13 protein-coding genes are annotated in these 14998 nt (G+C 71.9%); 7 read left to right on the top strand and 6 right to left on the bottom strand.

Annotated features, from left to right (window positions below; all coding sequences use genetic code 11):
* Positions 1–414 precede the first annotated feature (414 nt).
* Complete coding sequence (locus OP04_RS43330; protein WP_033345868.1) at positions 415–954, bottom strand: carboxymuconolactone decarboxylase family protein; 540 nt, start codon at positions 952–954, stop codon at positions 415–417.
* Between the two features lie 146 nt (positions 955–1100).
* Here OP04_RS43330 and OP04_RS51250 point away from each other — a divergent pair, with 146 nt between their 5' ends.
* Entirely contained in the window at positions 1101–2081 is a 981-nt protein-coding gene (locus OP04_RS51250; protein ID WP_085067243.1) for a glutamine amidotransferase-related protein, read from the top strand.
* Between the two features lie 12 nt (positions 2082–2093).
* Here OP04_RS51250 and OP04_RS43320 read toward each other — a convergent pair whose 3' ends face one another.
* Complete coding sequence (locus tag OP04_RS43320; RefSeq protein ID WP_033345867.1) at positions 2094–3545, bottom strand: amidohydrolase family protein; 1452 nt, start codon at positions 3543–3545, stop codon at positions 2094–2096.
* A gap of 69 nt (positions 3546–3614) precedes the next feature.
* Here OP04_RS43320 and OP04_RS43315 point away from each other — a divergent pair, with 69 nt between their 5' ends.
* Complete coding sequence (locus tag OP04_RS43315; protein ID WP_232323958.1) at positions 3615–4070, top strand: MOSC domain-containing protein; 456 nt, start codon at positions 3615–3617, stop codon at positions 4068–4070.
* A gap of 168 nt (positions 4071–4238) precedes the next feature.
* On the opposite strand, the gene OP04_RS43310 is transcribed toward OP04_RS43315, so the two are convergent.
* Entirely contained in the window at positions 4239–5264 is a 1026-nt protein-coding gene (locus OP04_RS43310; protein ID WP_033345865.1) for a medium chain dehydrogenase/reductase family protein, read from the bottom strand.
* Positions 5265–5360: 96 nt separating this feature from the next.
* Here OP04_RS43310 and OP04_RS43305 point away from each other — a divergent pair, with 96 nt between their 5' ends.
* Positions 5361–5987 carry a TetR/AcrR family transcriptional regulator gene (locus OP04_RS43305; RefSeq protein WP_033345864.1) on the top strand — a complete coding sequence of 209 codons (627 nt, stop codon included), beginning with the start codon at positions 5361–5363 and terminating at the stop codon, positions 5985–5987.
* Between the two features lie 24 nt (positions 5988–6011).
* On the opposite strand, the gene OP04_RS43300 is transcribed toward OP04_RS43305, so the two are convergent.
* A complete protein-coding gene (locus OP04_RS43300; RefSeq protein ID WP_033345863.1) occupies positions 6012–6251 on the bottom strand; it encodes a hypothetical protein in 240 nt (79 codons plus the stop codon).
* Positions 6252–6458: 207 nt separating this feature from the next.
* On the opposite strand from OP04_RS43300, the gene OP04_RS43295 reads away from it, so the two are divergent.
* Positions 6459–7343, top strand: coding sequence for an NAD(P)H-binding protein (locus tag OP04_RS43295; RefSeq protein ID WP_033345862.1), 885 nt, complete (start codon positions 6459–6461; stop codon positions 7341–7343).
* 39 nt (positions 7344–7382) lie between these two features.
* Here OP04_RS43295 and OP04_RS43290 read toward each other — a convergent pair whose 3' ends face one another.
* Both OP04_RS43290 and OP04_RS54140 read right to left on the bottom strand, forming a co-directional pair.
* On the bottom strand, positions 7383–10469 hold the full coding sequence (locus OP04_RS43290) for a transglycosylase domain-containing protein (protein WP_157241129.1): 3087 nt from the start codon (positions 10467–10469) through the stop codon (positions 7383–7385).
* Positions 10470–10794: 325 nt separating this feature from the next.
* Entirely contained in the window at positions 10795–10947 is a 153-nt protein-coding gene (locus tag OP04_RS54140) for a hypothetical protein (protein ID WP_157241127.1), read from the bottom strand.
* Between the two features lie 282 nt (positions 10948–11229).
* Here OP04_RS54140 and OP04_RS43280 point away from each other — a divergent pair, with 282 nt between their 5' ends.
* From OP04_RS43280 to OP04_RS43270, 3 genes are read left to right on the top strand one after another with little or no spacing between them, the layout of a single operon-like run.
* Positions 11230–12669: a DUF2079 domain-containing protein gene (locus OP04_RS43280; protein ID WP_063746873.1), complete on the top strand. Its 1440-nt coding sequence runs from the start codon at positions 11230–11232 to the stop codon at positions 12667–12669.
* Between the two features lie 21 nt (positions 12670–12690).
* Entirely contained in the window at positions 12691–13890 is a 1200-nt protein-coding gene (locus OP04_RS43275) for a MalY/PatB family protein (protein ID WP_033345860.1), read from the top strand.
* Positions 13891–13943: 53 nt separating this feature from the next.
* On the top strand, positions 13944–14972 hold the full coding sequence (locus tag OP04_RS43270; RefSeq protein ID WP_033345859.1) for an SDR family oxidoreductase: 1029 nt from the start codon (positions 13944–13946) through the stop codon (positions 14970–14972).
* Positions 14973–14998: the final 26 nt, after the last annotated feature.

Below are 14998 nucleotides of genomic sequence, written 5' to 3'. Positions count from 1 at the left end.
CACCGCCCTCCGGAGCGCCGCCACCCCCGAAAGAGACCGTCGGCGGATCATTCTCCGGGCATTCCCGTGGCGGTGGAAAGCCCTGTCGGGTGGCGACGCTATTAGCAGCCGAGGTGATCGCTGAAGCGGACGACGACATTATGGGCGATAAAAACTCAGTGTAACTCTCGACGGGCACCGATGGGTGCGCCCCCGCCGCCCGGCCCGCACCCTGATCCACCCCGCTCGCACCTATGCCGTCCGTCTTCATGTCACCGCGTTTTCCGTGCTGCCGCCGGCCACTCCCGGGCCTGCCCGCCCGAGAACCTGTCCATTCAGGATGGACGAAAAATACGCCTCAGCGGTTCGACGCGGGGGGCCGGGTTCGCCCGTACGGGGCGGGGCCCTCGCGAGCCCCGCCCATCGCACGACGGATCAGTGGGAGACGGTCACGGCCGGGAAGTCCAGCTCGGTCTGGCCGACCGAGTTGAAGTAGTTGGTGAACGTGTTGAGCGCGACCGCGGCCACGATCTCGCCGATCTCACCGTCCGTGTAACCGGCGGCGCGGACCGCCGCGAGGTCGTCGTCGGACACGAAGCCCCTGGTGTCGATCACGGCCTTGGCGAAGGTCAGCGCCGCCTCGGTCCTCGGCTCGGACGCCCGCGCGCTGCGGCCCGCGACCAGGTCAGCCTCGCTGACGCCGGCCCGCGCGCCGAGCACGGTGTGCGCGGCCAGGCAGTAGCCGCAGTCGTTCGCGACGGCGGCGGTCAGCGCGATCTGTTCCTGCACGCGGCCGGGCAGGCTGCCCTTGGAGAGCGCGCCGCTGAACTGCAGGTAGGCGTCGAGCACGGCCGGCGAGCTGGCCATCGCCCGCATCATGTTCGGCGTGACGCCGAGCGCGCGCTCGACGCGGCCGAGCAGCGTACGGGCCGGACCTTCGGCGGTGGCGGGGTCGACGGTGGCGAGGCGAGTCATGGGCGTTCCCTTTCACATCGGTGCTTGTTGGCAGTGCCAAATATACGGATCCGCAATCGCCGGGCAAGCGTGATCCAGCACACTTGATTAGGACTGCCAACTATCTGCATACTGGCCGCGTCGTGACCGAGCGTAGGGAGTTGTCGATGCGGGTAGCGGTGCTGCAGCACGTGTCGTTCGAGGGGCCGGCGCTGATCGCCCCGGCCGTCACCGCGGCCGGGGGTTCGCCGCGGGTGGTCCGGCTGGACCTCGGTGAGCCGCTGCCGTCCGCGGCGGAGATCGGTGCGCTGGTCGTGCTGGGCGGGCCGATGGGCGCGCTCGACGATCACAAGCATCCTCATCTGGTACGCGAGCGCGCGCTCATCGCCGAGAGCGTGGACCGGGGGCTGCCCGTGCTGGGCGTGTGCCTGGGCGCGCAACTGCTCGCGGCCGCGCTCGGCGCGGAGGTGCGGCGCGGGCCGGTCGTGGAGGCGAGCCTGCGCGGCCGGGTCGTCGTGATCGAGGCGTTCCAGATGCTCTGCCCCGGGTGCGTCAGCCAGGGGCTGCCGCAGGCGTCGAAGCTGGCGCGCGTGTTCGGCGACGACCTCCGGGTGATCGGGCTGCACAGCGTGTTCGAGCACCACGCGGCGATGACGCCGGTGAGCCTGGAGGCGTTCCTGCACGAGTACCGGATCAGCTTCCCGGTCGGCGTTGATGCGCACGCCGGCGACGATCCGACACCGGTGACGTTCGCGCGGTACGGGATGCGCGGCACCCCGACGACGATCCTGATCGACCGGGACGGGGTGGTGCGGGCGCACCATTTCGGCGCGGTGGACGACATGGCGCTGGGCGCGGCCGTCGCCGGCCTCGTCGCGGCCCCGGCGTCACCGCTGCCGTCCTCGCAACCCTCCTCACAGCCGTCCTCGCCGCCGATCGTCGTCGCGGAGTCCGAGGCCGTGTGCACCGTGGATGGTGTGCACCTGACCTCGACACGACAGCACTGCATGGCGAGATTCCGGCGCGGGCCGCCAGCCGAGGTGCCCGGCACGGCGACAGGCATGACCGCCGGGCTCAGCCCCGACTACGACCGTGATCGTCCGGCCCCCGTCCCGGCCGGCCGGTCACCCGGCGAGGACGCCGGGTGACCGGAGTTGAGGCTAGGGGAAGAGGTGCTGCTTGAGGCCGGCGGCGGTGAACAGGTGGTCGCGGGAGGCCTCGAGGGTGGCGCGGAGACCGGGGAGGTCGGCGTCGAGGAGGGTGCCGCGCCACTTACGGACGGTGCCGGCGACGATGACGGAGTCCACGTTGGAGCGGTCCATCAGCGTGACCACGGCGCCGGGGGCGCTGTTCATCGGGGCAACGTTGAGCGCGGTGGCGTCGAGCAGGACGATGTCGGCCTGCTTGCCGGGGGTCAGGGAACCGGTGGTGCCGCCGAGGCGCAGGTCGCGGGCGCCGTTGAGGGTGGCGAAGCGGAGGACGTCGCGGTCGAGCAGCAGCTCGGGGGTGCCGGGCGCGGGGGTCGGCCAGATGTTCTCCGGGGCGCGGGGCTGGTCGAAGATCTGCGCGTTGACCAGCATGCGCTGCAGCGTGAGCGTGGAGCGCATCAGCGTGAACGGGTCCGCGGTCATCGTGGTCTCGACGTCGGAGCTGAGCGAGGGCTCCATACCGAGCTCCTGCATCTTCAGCAGCGGCGGCGTGCCGTGGCGCATGGCCATCTCGATCGGGACCGCGAGGGAGACGCGGACGCCGGCGTCGCGCGCCGCCGTCCAGACCTGGTCGGAGATGTGGACCATGTGGATGAACAGCACGTCGGGGCCGAGGGCGATGCCGTTGTCGCCGCGGGCGATGCCCTGGAGGATCGGGTCCATCAGGAAGCCGAGCGCGTGCGCGGCGATCTGCAGGTCCAGCTCGCGGGCCAGCGTCCAGACCGGGGCGTAGACCGGGCCGAAGTCGGCGCCGCCCGCGACCTCGCCGCCGATCGCCATGGTGAGCAGCTGGTCGGTGGAGGAGAAGTACTGCTCCTTGAGGCGCCGGGCGTCCTGCGGGAACTGCGACTCGGGGCGGCCGTCGCCGGCCCAGTAGCCGACCACGGAGCGGGCGCCGGCGTCGGCCAGCGCCTGGACGGCGGCGTCGCTGTGCTCCGGTGTGTGGTGGATCTGCGACGTGTCGAGCACGGTGGTGACGCCGGCGTCGAGCTGGGAGAGCCGGCCGTACAGCATGTTGATGTGCACGTCCTCCGGCCGGTACGCCGGCGCGAAACGGCCGATGATGTGCTCCATGTAGGACGGATCCGCGCTCGGCGAGCCGGAGCCGTCGTTGAGCAGCAGGCCGTTCGGCAGGTAGGAGCGCAGCGCGGTCTCGAACAGGTGGTGGTGCGTGTCGACGAAGCCGGGCATGACGACCCGCCCGCGCGCGTCGATCACGTCCGCGTCGGGAGCGTCGATCGTGGGCGCGACCGCGACGATCCGGCTGCCCTCGACCAGCACGTCCGCGGACTCGAAATCACCGACGGCCGGGTCCATCGACATGACCGTGCCGCCGCGGATGACGTAGCGGCGGCCGGGGCGGCCGCTGTCCCGGGGCGGAACGGCCGGAGAGTGGTCGGTCACGTGGTTGCTCCTCTGCAGAGTTTCAGATCCTTATGTTCGACGGCTGTGCGCGGCAAAGGTTCACGGGTAGTGAGGAAGATCCGGTCCGGGCACCACGCGGTGCGGCGTGAGCCCGGTGGCGGAAGCACCGATGAGGCCTCATCGACGGTCGTGGTGCCGCTGGTGCCGATGATGCGGTACCCGGTGAAGAGCGCTCGGCCTGAAGTGCCTCACAGAGCCGTCGCGGGTACGGACGGGCTGCCCGGCGACCGCGGCTGGGCCTGCCTCGACGGCGAGGACGGGACGGCCGGGAGCGCCGAGCATCCGGGGCCGGGCGCGGAGTTGCGGGTCGGGGGCGCGGTATTGCGGTGCGTGGTGCCGAGCCTGGCGCGGGAGGGATATCCGGCGGACCACGCCGTCTTGACCACGCCGGCCCGTCACTACCGTCGTGAGCTGCCCGGCCTTGGCCGCGGCGCGTGTTTCGGCGTCTACGCCGAGGTGCTGGAGCCGGGGCCGTTGACGGTCGGTGATCCGGTCCAGGGATAGCGGGAGTGCGGCATCCCCCGGCACCGCGTCTCCGGGAGCGCGGCCGGTGGCCGCACGCCGCCGCGGGTTTTCGGTGACCACCCACGGATCCGAGGCCGCGGGAGCGCGCGGAACCGGACCACGCCGGAAGCGGGACAGCGAAGATCTTCAAAGATCTTCGAAGATCTTTCAGACCGCATCGGGTACGAGGACGATCTTGCCCGCGACCGTGCGGGACTCCGCGAGCGTGAGCGCGGCGGCGGCCTCGGAGAGCGGCATCCGCGCGGCGATCTGCGGCGTGAGGTGGCCGTCGGCGAGCAGGCGCAGCACCTGGGTGAGGTCGTCGCGGAGGCGGGCGCGGAAGACCGCGGGCCGCCGGTTGCCGGCCCAGAAGTTGTAGAAGTAGGCGCTACGGCCGTTGGGCAGCCAGTTCCAGGCGAAGAGGCGGGCGAAGAGCGCGAGCACGGGGAGCTGGGAGTTGCCGGCCTCGTTCTTGGTGGCGGCGGTGCCGTAGGAGACGAGCGTGCCGCCGCGGCGCAGCAGCTTCCAGGAGTCCAGGATCGCAGGGCCGCCGACGTGGTCGAAGACGCCGTCGACGCCGTCCGGCGCGAGTGCGCGGATGCGGTCGTAGAGGTGCGGGTCGCGGTAGTCGACCGGGGTGGCGCCGAGCGCGCGGACCAGGTCGTGGTGTCGTGGCGAGGCGGTGCCGATCACGGTGATGCCGGCGTGCCGGGCGAGTTGCAGCAGCGTGGAGCCGACGCCGCCGTTCGCGCCGAGGACGACGATCGTGCCGCCGCGGCGGACCTTGGCGAAGCGGTGCAGCATCTGCCACGCGGTGATGCCGTTGACCACGACGGTCTCGGCCTCGGCCGCGTCCACGCCGTCCGGGATGCCGACCAGGTCGGCGGCGTCCAGGTCCAGCTCGCTGGCCCAGGCGCCGATCTTGGTGACGGCGGCGTAGCGGCGGCCGATCATCGCGGGGTCGACGCCGGGGCCGGCCGCGATGACGGTGCCGACCACGTCGTAGCCGGGGACGAACGGGAAGGCGGGCTGGTCGTAGTACTTGCCGCGGCGCATCTGCTGCTCGGCGAAGCTGACGCCGGTCGCCTCCATGCGGAGCGTGACACGGCCGGCGGCGGGGGCGGGCAGCGTGCGGGTGCGGACCTGCAGGCCGGTCGGCTCGACGGTGCCGGGCAGCACGATTTCGGTGGTCATGACGCTCTCCTCGGGGGTTTCTCGGGTGGGGCCTCACTATGGTTACATGCGTTAACTTACACACGCAAGCTTACGGGCATAAGTTAAAGTGAGCGCATGACCGATACAGCGAGCCGCGCACGTAACCGCCGAGGTGAGGGCGGGCGACTGCGCGAGGAGATCGTGGCCGCGGCCGTGGAGCTGCTGGCCGAGACCGGCGACGAGCGGGCGCTCACGCTGCGCTCGATCGCGCGACGGGCCGGGATCGCGGCGCCGTCCATCTACGCGCACTTCGCGGACCAGCCGGCGATCATGCTGGCCGTGGTGCGGGGCGCGTTCGCGGAGCTGACGCTGGTGCTGCGGACCGCGGCAGAGCAGACGGACACGCCGCGCGCACGACTGGAGGCGATCAGCCGGGCCTATCTGGACTACGCGCGGACGCACCCGGAGCGGTACCGGACGATGTTCGGCGGGCTGTGGGTGCCGACGCTGGAGAGCGGCGGATCGGTCACCGAGGAGGATCTCTCCACGCTCGGCGACGAGTGCCTGGGCCTGCTGACGTCCGCGCTGGCCGAGTGCGCGGCCACCGGTGTCTCCACCAGCAGCGATCCGGCGGCGGACGCGGTGGCGCTCTGGCTGGGGCTGCACGGGCTGGCCCACCAGCGCGCGTCCACCCGCGCGTTCCCGTGGCCGGACGGCATCGAGGACCGGCTGATCACGTCGCTGGGCGGGCTGGACCGGTGATCAGGGCGTCGGTAGGCCGCCAGGTCAGCGCGTCCCTGATCGCCGGCGGGATTTCTCCGGCGAGTCGTCGACGACCAGCCGGACGCCGGCTCGCGCGCTCAGCGTGGTCAGCAGCTGCGCGTCGAGCGCGAGTGTCTGCCCGTCCCGGACGATCGGCGGCCCGGTCACCCGGCGCTTGATGGCGTCCGGCAGCCGGAACACGGTGCGCATCATCGCCCGCTGCAGGCGCGCGTTCAGCGGGACAGCGTCGTGGCCAGTTCCCACAGGTCCCTCCCCAGGTCCGTCGAGTAGAGCGTGTTCATGCTGGTCCGGGCGGGGTGAAGGGGACACCGCGAAAGCTGCCGTCTTGTGCCGGGATCCGGCCATTCGGATCGTGGCGATATCAATCGGAAGTCGATCGGTCTTTCTCTTCGGCAGTGGTGACGGGGTTGACTGAAGGGGTCGGAATTCACCGCGAAAAGGATGAAAGCCATGATTGTGGTTACCGCGCCCACCGGCGGCATCGGCTCCCGGGTCGTGCGGCGGTTGCTGGACGACGGCGCGCGGGTCCGCGTCGTGGCCCGGGATCCCGCACGGTTGACGCCGGACGTCGTGGCACGGGCGGAGGTGGTGGCCGGGTCGCACGCGGACCCGGCCGTGGTGGAGGCCGCGTGCGACGGCGCGGACGCGGTGTTCTGGCTGGTGCCGGCGGATCCGCGGGCGGCGAGCCCGGACGAGGCCTACGGAGGCTTCGCACGAGCGGCGATCGCGGCGTTCGCGGCGGGCCGGGCCGGGCGCGTGGTCGGGATCTCCGGGCTGGGGCGGGGCACGGCCGTGGCGGGACGGGCCGGGTACATCACGGCGACGCTGGCGATGGACGATCTGATCGCGGCGACCGGTGTGCCCTACCGGGCGCTGACCCCGCCGTCCTTCATGGACAACACGCTGCGCCAGGTCGTCCCGATCACGACGCAGGGGGTGCTCTCCGGGCCGTACCCACCGGATGTGCCCTTGCCGCTCGTCGCCACCGGCGATATCGCGGCGGTCGCGGCCCGGCTGTTGCAGGACGACACCTGGCGTGGGTACGAAGAGGCGCCGGTGCTCGGGCCGGAGGACCTGAGTTACGACGCGCAGGCGGCGATCATCGCGGACGTGCTCGGGCGCCCGGTCGCCTACCGGCAGGTGTCACCGGAGGACTTCATCGCGGCCCGGATGAGCGGCGGCCACTCGGCGGCGATGGCGCGGGGCCTGCTGGACATGGCGCTGGCCAAGGCGGACGGGCTGGACGCCGGCGTCGTGCGCACGCCCGCGACCACGGGTCCGACCACGTTCCGGCAGTGGTGCCTGGAGGTGCTGAAACCGGCCGCGAGCGCGTAAAAGGGCTCGGCCGGTACCGAAGTACCGGCCGAGCCGTCGTCAGTTGTCGCCGCCGGGGCCCGGCGGACGTGACGTGGGTGCGGTCGTCGGGGGCGTGGTCGGCGGGCCGGTGGTGTTGCCACCACCGGGGCCGCCCGGTCCGCCGTTGGTCGGGGTCGGGCTCAGGTCCGGGTCGGGATCCGGGTCCGGGTCGGTGCCGGGGTTCGGGCTCGGGGTCAGGCTGGCGGTCGGGGACGCCTTCGGCGACGGTGAGACGCCGTTGGCGAGCACGCTCGGGTCACCGACCTTGCCGGCCTCCGGGAACGACTCGACCTTCATCGCGAGTTCCTTGGTGACCGCGTTCATGAAGTCTTCCCAGATCTGGCCCGGGGTGCCGCCGCCGAACATGTTGCCGCCGGAGGCCTCCTTGAGCGCCTCGCGGTCGCCCTTGGCGCCGACCCAGACACCGGCCGCGAGCTGTGGTGTCGCGCCGAGATACCAGGCGTCACCGTTCGACGCCGGGTCGGACGGGCCGAGCTCCCAGGTGCCGGACTTGGCGAACGACGGCCGCCCGCCCGCCAGGTCGTGCGGGTTGACCTCGCTGTTCGCCGGGATCTTCTGCAGCACCTTGAGCATGCTGTCGATCTGCTCCGCGTCGAAGACCTTCTTCGGCTCGATCTTCTCGCCGTTGACCTTCGACCACTCGCCGGTCGAGCCGTTCTTCTTCTCGACGTTGACCACGAAGTGCGCCTTGTTGTACGCACCGCGGGCGGCCAGCGTGGCCAGGCCGTTGACGTGCTCGATGACCTTGACCTTGTACTGGCCGAAGCCGACCTCGACGTCGAACTTGCTCGGCGAGACCTTGCTCGGCTCGACCTCGGCAAGGTTGATCTCGTCGTCGTCGTTGGTCCACATGCTGCGCACACCGGCGTCGCGGGCGACCTCGACCACCTTCTCCGGGCCCATCGCGTCCGTCATCCAGTAGAACGCGGTGTTGCGGGAGTCGATGGTCATCTGCTCCAGCGGGCAGTACTGCTTGCAGGAGGGGACGGCACGGCCGGCGTCGGAGATCTCGCGGTTGCGGGCCTCGTCCTTGACCTTGGTCGCGTCCCAGTACGAGTCCATCGACATGCCCTCACGCAGGCCGGCGACCAGCGTATACATCTTGAACGTGGAGCCCGGCGGATGACCGCCGTTGAGCCCGGCGTAGTCGAAGCCGGAGCCGTCGTCACCGCCGTAGTACGCCAGCACCTGGCCGTTGGACGGGTCGATCGCGACCAGCGCGGCCTGGTGACTGTCGGCCAGCTTGCTCATCGGCGAGGTCTTGCTGTTGCGGGACGCGGCCTCCTCGGCCAGCCGCTGCATGGTCGGGTTGATCGAGACCTCGACCTTGTACGGCTTCTCCCGCCAGTCGTCGATGCCCATCGCCTCGAGCTCGGCCTTGACGTACCGCATGACGTGCCCGAGGGGTTTGGTGTTGACGCACTGCAGGTGGCAGGCGTCCGGGTCGTAGGCGACCAGCGACCCCTCCGGGTACTCCGCCTTGGCACGGTCCTCGGCGCTGATCGCGCCCATGGTCACCATGTTGTTGAGCGTGTAGCCCCAGCGCTCTTTCGAGGCTTCCTTGTTGTACTGCGGGTCGTAGCCCTGGTGGCCGCCCTTCATGGGCTCCGGCTGCTTGATCACGGCGGCGAGCACGGCGGCCTCGGAGGGCGTGATCGCGTTCGGGTCGCCGGCCGGCGTGGTCACCGACTTGTTGAAGTACGCCTTCGCGGCCGCCTCGATGCCGTGCGCGCCACGACCGAAGTAGATCGCGTTGAGGTAGAAGGAGAGGATCTCGTCCTTCTCGTAGGTGTCCTCGATCTTCCGGGACAGCAGCGCCTCACGGATCTTCCGGTTGTAGTTGATGCCGGTCAGATCCGCGGCATGCCGCGCGTACTGCTGCGTGATCGTCGACGCGCCCTGCGTGTCGCCGCCGGAGACGTTGTTCCAGGCCGCGCGCGCGATGCCCTTCATGTCGATGCCGTGGTGGTCGTAGAACTTGTTGTCCTCCGCGGCCACGACCGCGTCCTTGATGACCTTCGAGATCTTTTCCCGCGGTACGACCGTGCGGTTCTGCTCGCCGAGCTTGGTGAGCTCGGTGCCGTCCGCGAAGACGACCGAGGTCGTCTCCGGCTCGAACGTGTTGATGTCCGGGATGTCCTCGAAGGCGTAGGTGACACCGACGATGCCGACGCCGGCGGCCATGACGACCACGGCGAACGCCGCGATCGACCAGTTGGCGATCTTGCGACGCCGGCGGCGCTTGGCGAGGTCCGGGTCGAGCGGGGCACTGCCGTGCTTGGCGCGGCGGGGGGCGTCCGCGGGGTCGGCGCCACCGGCGGGACCGTCCGGGGAGACCGGGCGGACGCTGGCGGAGGCGCGACCGGCGGGGGCGTTACCGACGGAGGCGCTGCCCACGGACGCGCTGCCGACCTTGGCGCCGCCCACGGCAGCACCACCGACGGCGGCGCCACCGACCGCAGCACCACCGACCGCGGCGCGGCCGGGCGTGCCGGGGTTCACGGAGGCGCGGCCGGGCTGTCCGCCACCGCTGCCTCCGACGGAGGCGCGACCGGCGCCGCCGCCCTGGCCGGAGCCGTAGCCGCCCTGGCCGCCTTGACCGCCGCGGCCCGAGTCGTAGCCGTCCCGGTCCGCGCCGCGGCCACCCTGGTCGGAGCCGTAACCGCCCCGGTCGCCACCGCGACCGCCCTGGTCAGAGCCGTAGCCGCCGCGGTCCGAGCCACGTCCGCCCTGGTCCGCGCCGTACCCGCCACGGTCGGCGCCGCGGCCGCCCTGATCGGAACCGTAACCACCGCGGTCGGAGCCGTAGCCGCCGCGGCCGCCCTGGTCAGAGCCCTGCCCTGAGCCGTAGCCACCCTGGCCGCCCTGGCCCGAGCCGTAGCCGCCCCGGGCGGAGCCGTAGCCGCCCTGGTCCGAGCCATGGCCGCCCGGCGCGGAGCCGTAACCACCCTGGCCGCCCGGCGCGGAGCCCTGGCCGCCCGGCACGCGTGCCCCGCCTACCGCGGGGCCGTGCGCGTTCGGGGGGCCGGGCCGGGCGCTGCCGGAGGCACGTGAGGGCGGGTTCTCGCTCCCACCTACGGTCATCGCGTCTACCCTTCTAAGTCCTGCTTGCGCTCCGAGGTAAGAAGCGCAACGCCCTCGATCGGTTAGCGCCCGGCGAGGGATCTCGCTCGGATCGTCGCACGAGGGGCAAATCGGTGACGAACGGTCGAAGCATCATCGACGGAGCGTGCCGGGTGCTGCGGGCGCTGCCCGAGCCCGGTCCGGACCGGCAACTGGCGCGGCCGGCGAAGATCAATCGGCCTTCCGCGCCCGACGGTGGACAGACTACTCGGGCACTCTCGGAGCCCCTCACGGACGAGCGCCGAAGCATCGACGACCGTCGGAACCCACGGCCTACCAGCACTGATCAGTCGGTCAGCCGCAGGAGCGCGTCCCGCAGGCCCGCACGGCTTCGCGGACCGCACTTCGGGAACACCTGAGACAGGTGCGCGCCGATCCCCCGGCCGGCCGGGCCGACCGCCGCCGGCTCCGCGATCTCCTGCTCACGCGCGGTCAGCATCGGCGATTCGCCGACGGTAACCGGGCCACGCCCGGTGGTGACAGCACCCGGCCGGAGGCGCCGCGTCGTCCGTGACCGGTGCGGTCCGGCCGGCCGCTCGACCGCACCGGCGGGCAGACGACATCAGCGCGCGACCGGCGTTCTTCCGCGACCGGCAGGGCACCATCCCGGAGCGGATTGTCCACTGAGGATGTGTTGCGTCCGCGTGAACGCCGGATGTCCTTCCGTAGCAGGCGAACCCCTGCGTGCCGGCATCGGCGCGGGATCGCGATACTACCCGCCATGACTTCGACTGCCACGGAGACGGAGACCCCGTCCCGGGGACGGCCGTTGCCGTTCCGAGTCCCGGTGGGTGCGTACCTCGGCTGGGGCTTCGCCCTGGCCCTGTTCGCGTTGTATACGGCCGCTTCCGTCCGCGGGCACCAGTTGCTGACGACGTACGGCTACGACCTCGGCATCTTCGAGCAGGTCGTGCGGTCGTACTCCGAGGGGCACATGGGGGTCACGGAGCTGAAGGGGCCCGGGTTCCGGCAGCTCGGTGACCACTTCGCGCCGGCGCTGATCCTGCTCGCGCCGTTCTACTGGCTGTTCCCGTCGCCGCTCACGCTGCTGGTGGCGCAGTCCGCGCTGATGGCCGTGGCGGTGGTGCCGCTGGTCGGCTGGGCGCACCGGGCGCTCGGCACCGGCGCGGCCGTGGTGATCGGCGTCGCCTACGGGCTGTCGTTCGGCATCGCGCAGGCCATCCGGTTCGACTTCCACGAGATAGCGTTCGCGGTGCCGCTGCTGGCGTTCAGCATGACCGCGCTCGGCGAGAAGCGACCGGTGGCGGCCGCCGCGTGGGCGCTGCCGCTGCTGCTGGTCAAGGAGGATCTGGGGCTGACGGTCGCGGCGATCGGGCTGCTGATCGCGTTCTACGGCGCGCGGAGGCTGGGTCTCGCGGTCGCGGCGGCCGGCGTGGTCGGCATGGCGCTGGTGGTGCTGGTGTTCCTGCCCGCGATGAACCCGGACGGCGCGTACGCCTACACGTCCATGGTCGGCGGTGGCGACGCCGAGCGGGTGGTGGTGCCGGCCGGCCGCTGGGTCCGTGAGGTGCTGTTCGCGCAGACGAAGGTGACCACGCTGTTCATCACGTTCGGCATCACCGCGTTCGCCGCGCTCCGGTCGCCGCTGGCGCTGGTGGTGCTGCCCACGTTCGCCTGGCGGTTCGCCGCGGACAAGCCCGCGTTCTGGGGCGTGGCCCACCACTACAGCGCGGTGCTGATGCCGATCCTGTTCGCGGCGCTGATCGCGGCGCTGGTCCGGACGAGGTCGGTCGACGCGCCGGAGAGCCGGCGGATCGTGCGGGTGGAACTGGCCGCGGTCACGGCGGCGGCGCTGCTGATGTTCCCGGTGACGCCGCTCTACCTGACGTTCCGCGCGGACACCTGGCGGGAGCCGGAGCGGGTGCGGGTGGCGAACAGCATCCTGAACGAGATCCCGGACGACGTGCACGTGGCCGCGTCGAACAACCTGGCGCCGCAGCTGACGGACCGTACCCTCGTGACGCTCTTCGGTTTTGAGGGCCTGCGCCCGAATCCTCAGTGGATCGTCGTGGATCTGGAGCGCCCGCTGAGCTATCCGATCGGCATCGAGGAGACGAAGCAGGCGCTCGAGGTGGCCAAGACCCAGGGCTACGTCGTCGTGCGGGACGAGATGGGGATCACGCTCCTCAAACGTCCGTAGACCGGCACATATGATCGGCGCATGTCGATACTGGCGAACCCGTTGGAACAGCTGTCCCTGGCGCAGCTGCGGACCCGGACGAGCGTGAAGTGGACGACCCACCCGGCGGACGTGCTGCCGCTCTGGGTGGCCGAGATGGACGTGCTGCTGGCGACGCCGGTCGCGGCGGCACTGCACACGGCCGTCGCGACGGGCGACACCGGCTACTCCTCCGGCCTGGACTTCGCGGAGGCGGTGCGGGACTTCGCGGTCGCGCGGTGGGGCTGGGACGGGCTCGACACCGCGCGCACCGCGATCGTGCCGGACGTGATGCTGGGCGTGGTCGAGACGCTGTACCTGCTCACCGCGCCCGGCGACGTCGTGGTGGTCTGCCCGCCGGTCTACCCGCCGTTCTTCGCGTTCATCACGCACGCGGGCCGCCGCGTGCTGGAGGCCCCGCTCGGCGCCGACCTGCGCCTCGACCTGGACGCGCTGGCCACCGCGTTCCGGCACGCCCGCCGCACCTCGGACCGCCCGGTGCTGCTGCTGGCCAACCCGCACAACCCGACCGGTGTCGCCCACACCCGCGCCGAGCTGACCGCGGTGGCGGCGCTGGCCCGGGAGCACGGCGTGCGCGTGATCGCGGACGAGATCCACGCGCCGCTGGTGCTGGCCGGCGCCGCGTTCACGCCCTACCTCAGTGTGCCCGGCGCGGAGGACGCGTTCGCGCTGTTCTCCGCGTCCAAGGGCTGGAACCTGGCCGGCGTGAAGGCCGCGCTGCTGGTCGCCGGCCCGGAGGCTGCCGCGGACCTGGCCCGGCTGCCGGAGGAGGTCGGCCACGGCGTCAGCCACCTCGGCGTGCTCGGCCAGACCGCCGCGTTCCGGCACGGCGGCGACTGGCTGGACGCGTTGCTCGCCGGCCTCGACCGCAACCGGGACCTGCTGGCCACGCTGGTCGCCGCGCAGCTGCCCGGGATGACGCTGACCCGGCCGGAGGCGACGTACCTGGCGTGGCTGGACTGCCGGTCACTCGGCCTGCCGTCGGCCCGGCCCATGCTCGGCGTGACCACGGACCTGGACGGGCCGGCCCGGATGTTCCTGGACGAGGCGCGGGTCGCGCTCAGCTCCGGGCACGTCTACGGCAGCGGCGGCGCGGGCTTCGTGCGGCTCAACTTTGCGACGTCGGCGGCGCTGCTGACCGAGGTGGTGGAGCGGATGGGCACGGCGGTGCGGGCCCGCTGAGGGGTCCTGCGGGAGCCCTGGCTGCGCGCGGCGGCCGACCGGATTCTGAGTCCATGCCACAGGTACTCGTCACCGGCGGATCCGGCTTCATCGCCGGACACTGCATCCTCCAGCTCCTCGCGGCCGGCCACCGGGTCCGCACGACCGTCCGTTCCCTTGCTCGGGAGTCCTCCGTGCGGGCCGTGCTCACCGAGGCCGGCATGGCCGACGGCGACGCGCTGAGCTTCGCCGCCGCCGACCTGATGCACGACGCCGGCTGGGCCGAGGCGGTGGCCGGGTGCGACTACGTGCTGCACGTGGCCTCCCCGGTGCACCTCGGGCCGGTCCGGCACGACGACGAGGTCGTGGTCCCGGCCCGCGAGGGCGCGCTGCGCGTACTCCGGGCCGCCCGCGACGCTCGCGTGAAGCGGGTCGTGCTCACGTCCGCGTTCCACGCGGTCGGCTACGGCCATCCGCGCTCCGGGCACACGTTCACCGAGGACGACTGGAGCATGCTCGACGGGCCCGGCATGGACGCCTACGGCCGCAGCAAGACCCTGGCCGAGCGCGCCGCCTGGGACTTCGTCGCCACGGAGGGCCGCGGACTGGAACTGGCCACGATCCTGCCGGTCGCCGTGATGGGCCCGGTCATGGGCGACGAGATCACCGGCGCGAACCACTTCATCCAGCGCAGCCTGGCCGGCGCGCTCCCCGGATACGCCAACCTCTACCTGCCGATCGTGGACGTGCGCGACGTCGCCGCGGCCCACCTGCTCGCCATGGAGACGCCCGGGGCGGCCGGGCGTCGTTTCCTCATCTCGAACGGGCCGGCGCTGCCGCTGGCCCACATCGGCGCCGTACTCAGGAAGAACCTGGGCGACGCGGCCGCGAAGGTCCCGGCCCGAGTGCTGCCGGACATCATGGTGCGGCTCGTGTCGGTCTTCGCGCGTGAGTTCCGCTCGATCGTGCCGGACCTCGGCAACGCCAAGCAGACGTCGAACGCGCGGGCCCGCAGCATCCTGGGCTGGCAGCCTCGGCCTGCCGAGGAGGCCATCGTCGCGGCAGCGAGCAGCATCGTCCAGAAGGGACTCGTCTCGCGATGACGCTCCACATCGGATTCATCGGGCTC

The sequence above is a fragment of the Catenuloplanes japonicus genome (genome assembly GCF_000717135.1).
GTDB classification, from domain to species: Bacteria; Actinomycetota; Actinomycetes; order Mycobacteriales; family Micromonosporaceae; genus Catenuloplanes; species Catenuloplanes japonicus.
The sequence above is the reverse complement of the archived record's forward strand: the minus strand, read 5'-3'. Positions and strand labels throughout refer to the sequence as shown.

What these genes read in the sequence shown, in the direction of transcription:
- OP04_RS43330 (WP_033345868.1), bottom strand. Translation starts at nt 954, where the DNA reads ATGACTCGCCTCGCCACCGTCGACCCCGCCACCGCCGAAGGTCCGGCC.
- OP04_RS51250 (WP_085067243.1), top strand. Translation starts at nt 1,101, where the DNA reads ATGCGGGTAGCGGTGCTGCAGCACGTGTCGTTCGAGGGGCCGGCGCTG.
- OP04_RS43310 (WP_033345865.1), bottom strand. Translation starts at nt 5,264, where the DNA reads ATGACCACCGAAATCGTGCTGCCCGGCACCGTCGAGCCGACCGGCCTG.
- OP04_RS43305 (WP_033345864.1), top strand. Translation starts at nt 5,361, where the DNA reads ATGACCGATACAGCGAGCCGCGCACGTAACCGCCGAGGTGAGGGCGGG.
- OP04_RS43295 (WP_033345862.1), top strand. Translation starts at nt 6,459, where the DNA reads ATGATTGTGGTTACCGCGCCCACCGGCGGCATCGGCTCCCGGGTCGTG.
- OP04_RS43290 (WP_157241129.1), bottom strand. Translation starts at nt 10,469, where the DNA reads ATGACCGTAGGTGGGAGCGAGAACCCGCCCTCACGTGCCTCCGGCAGC.
- OP04_RS54140 (WP_157241127.1), bottom strand. Translation starts at nt 10,947, where the DNA reads ATGCTGACCGCGCGTGAGCAGGAGATCGCGGAGCCGGCGGCGGTCGGC.
- OP04_RS43280 (WP_063746873.1), top strand. Translation starts at nt 11,230, where the DNA reads ATGACTTCGACTGCCACGGAGACGGAGACCCCGTCCCGGGGACGGCCG.
- OP04_RS43275 (WP_033345860.1), top strand. Translation starts at nt 12,691, where the DNA reads ATGTCGATACTGGCGAACCCGTTGGAACAGCTGTCCCTGGCGCAGCTG.
- OP04_RS43270 (WP_033345859.1), top strand. Translation starts at nt 13,944, where the DNA reads ATGCCACAGGTACTCGTCACCGGCGGATCCGGCTTCATCGCCGGACAC.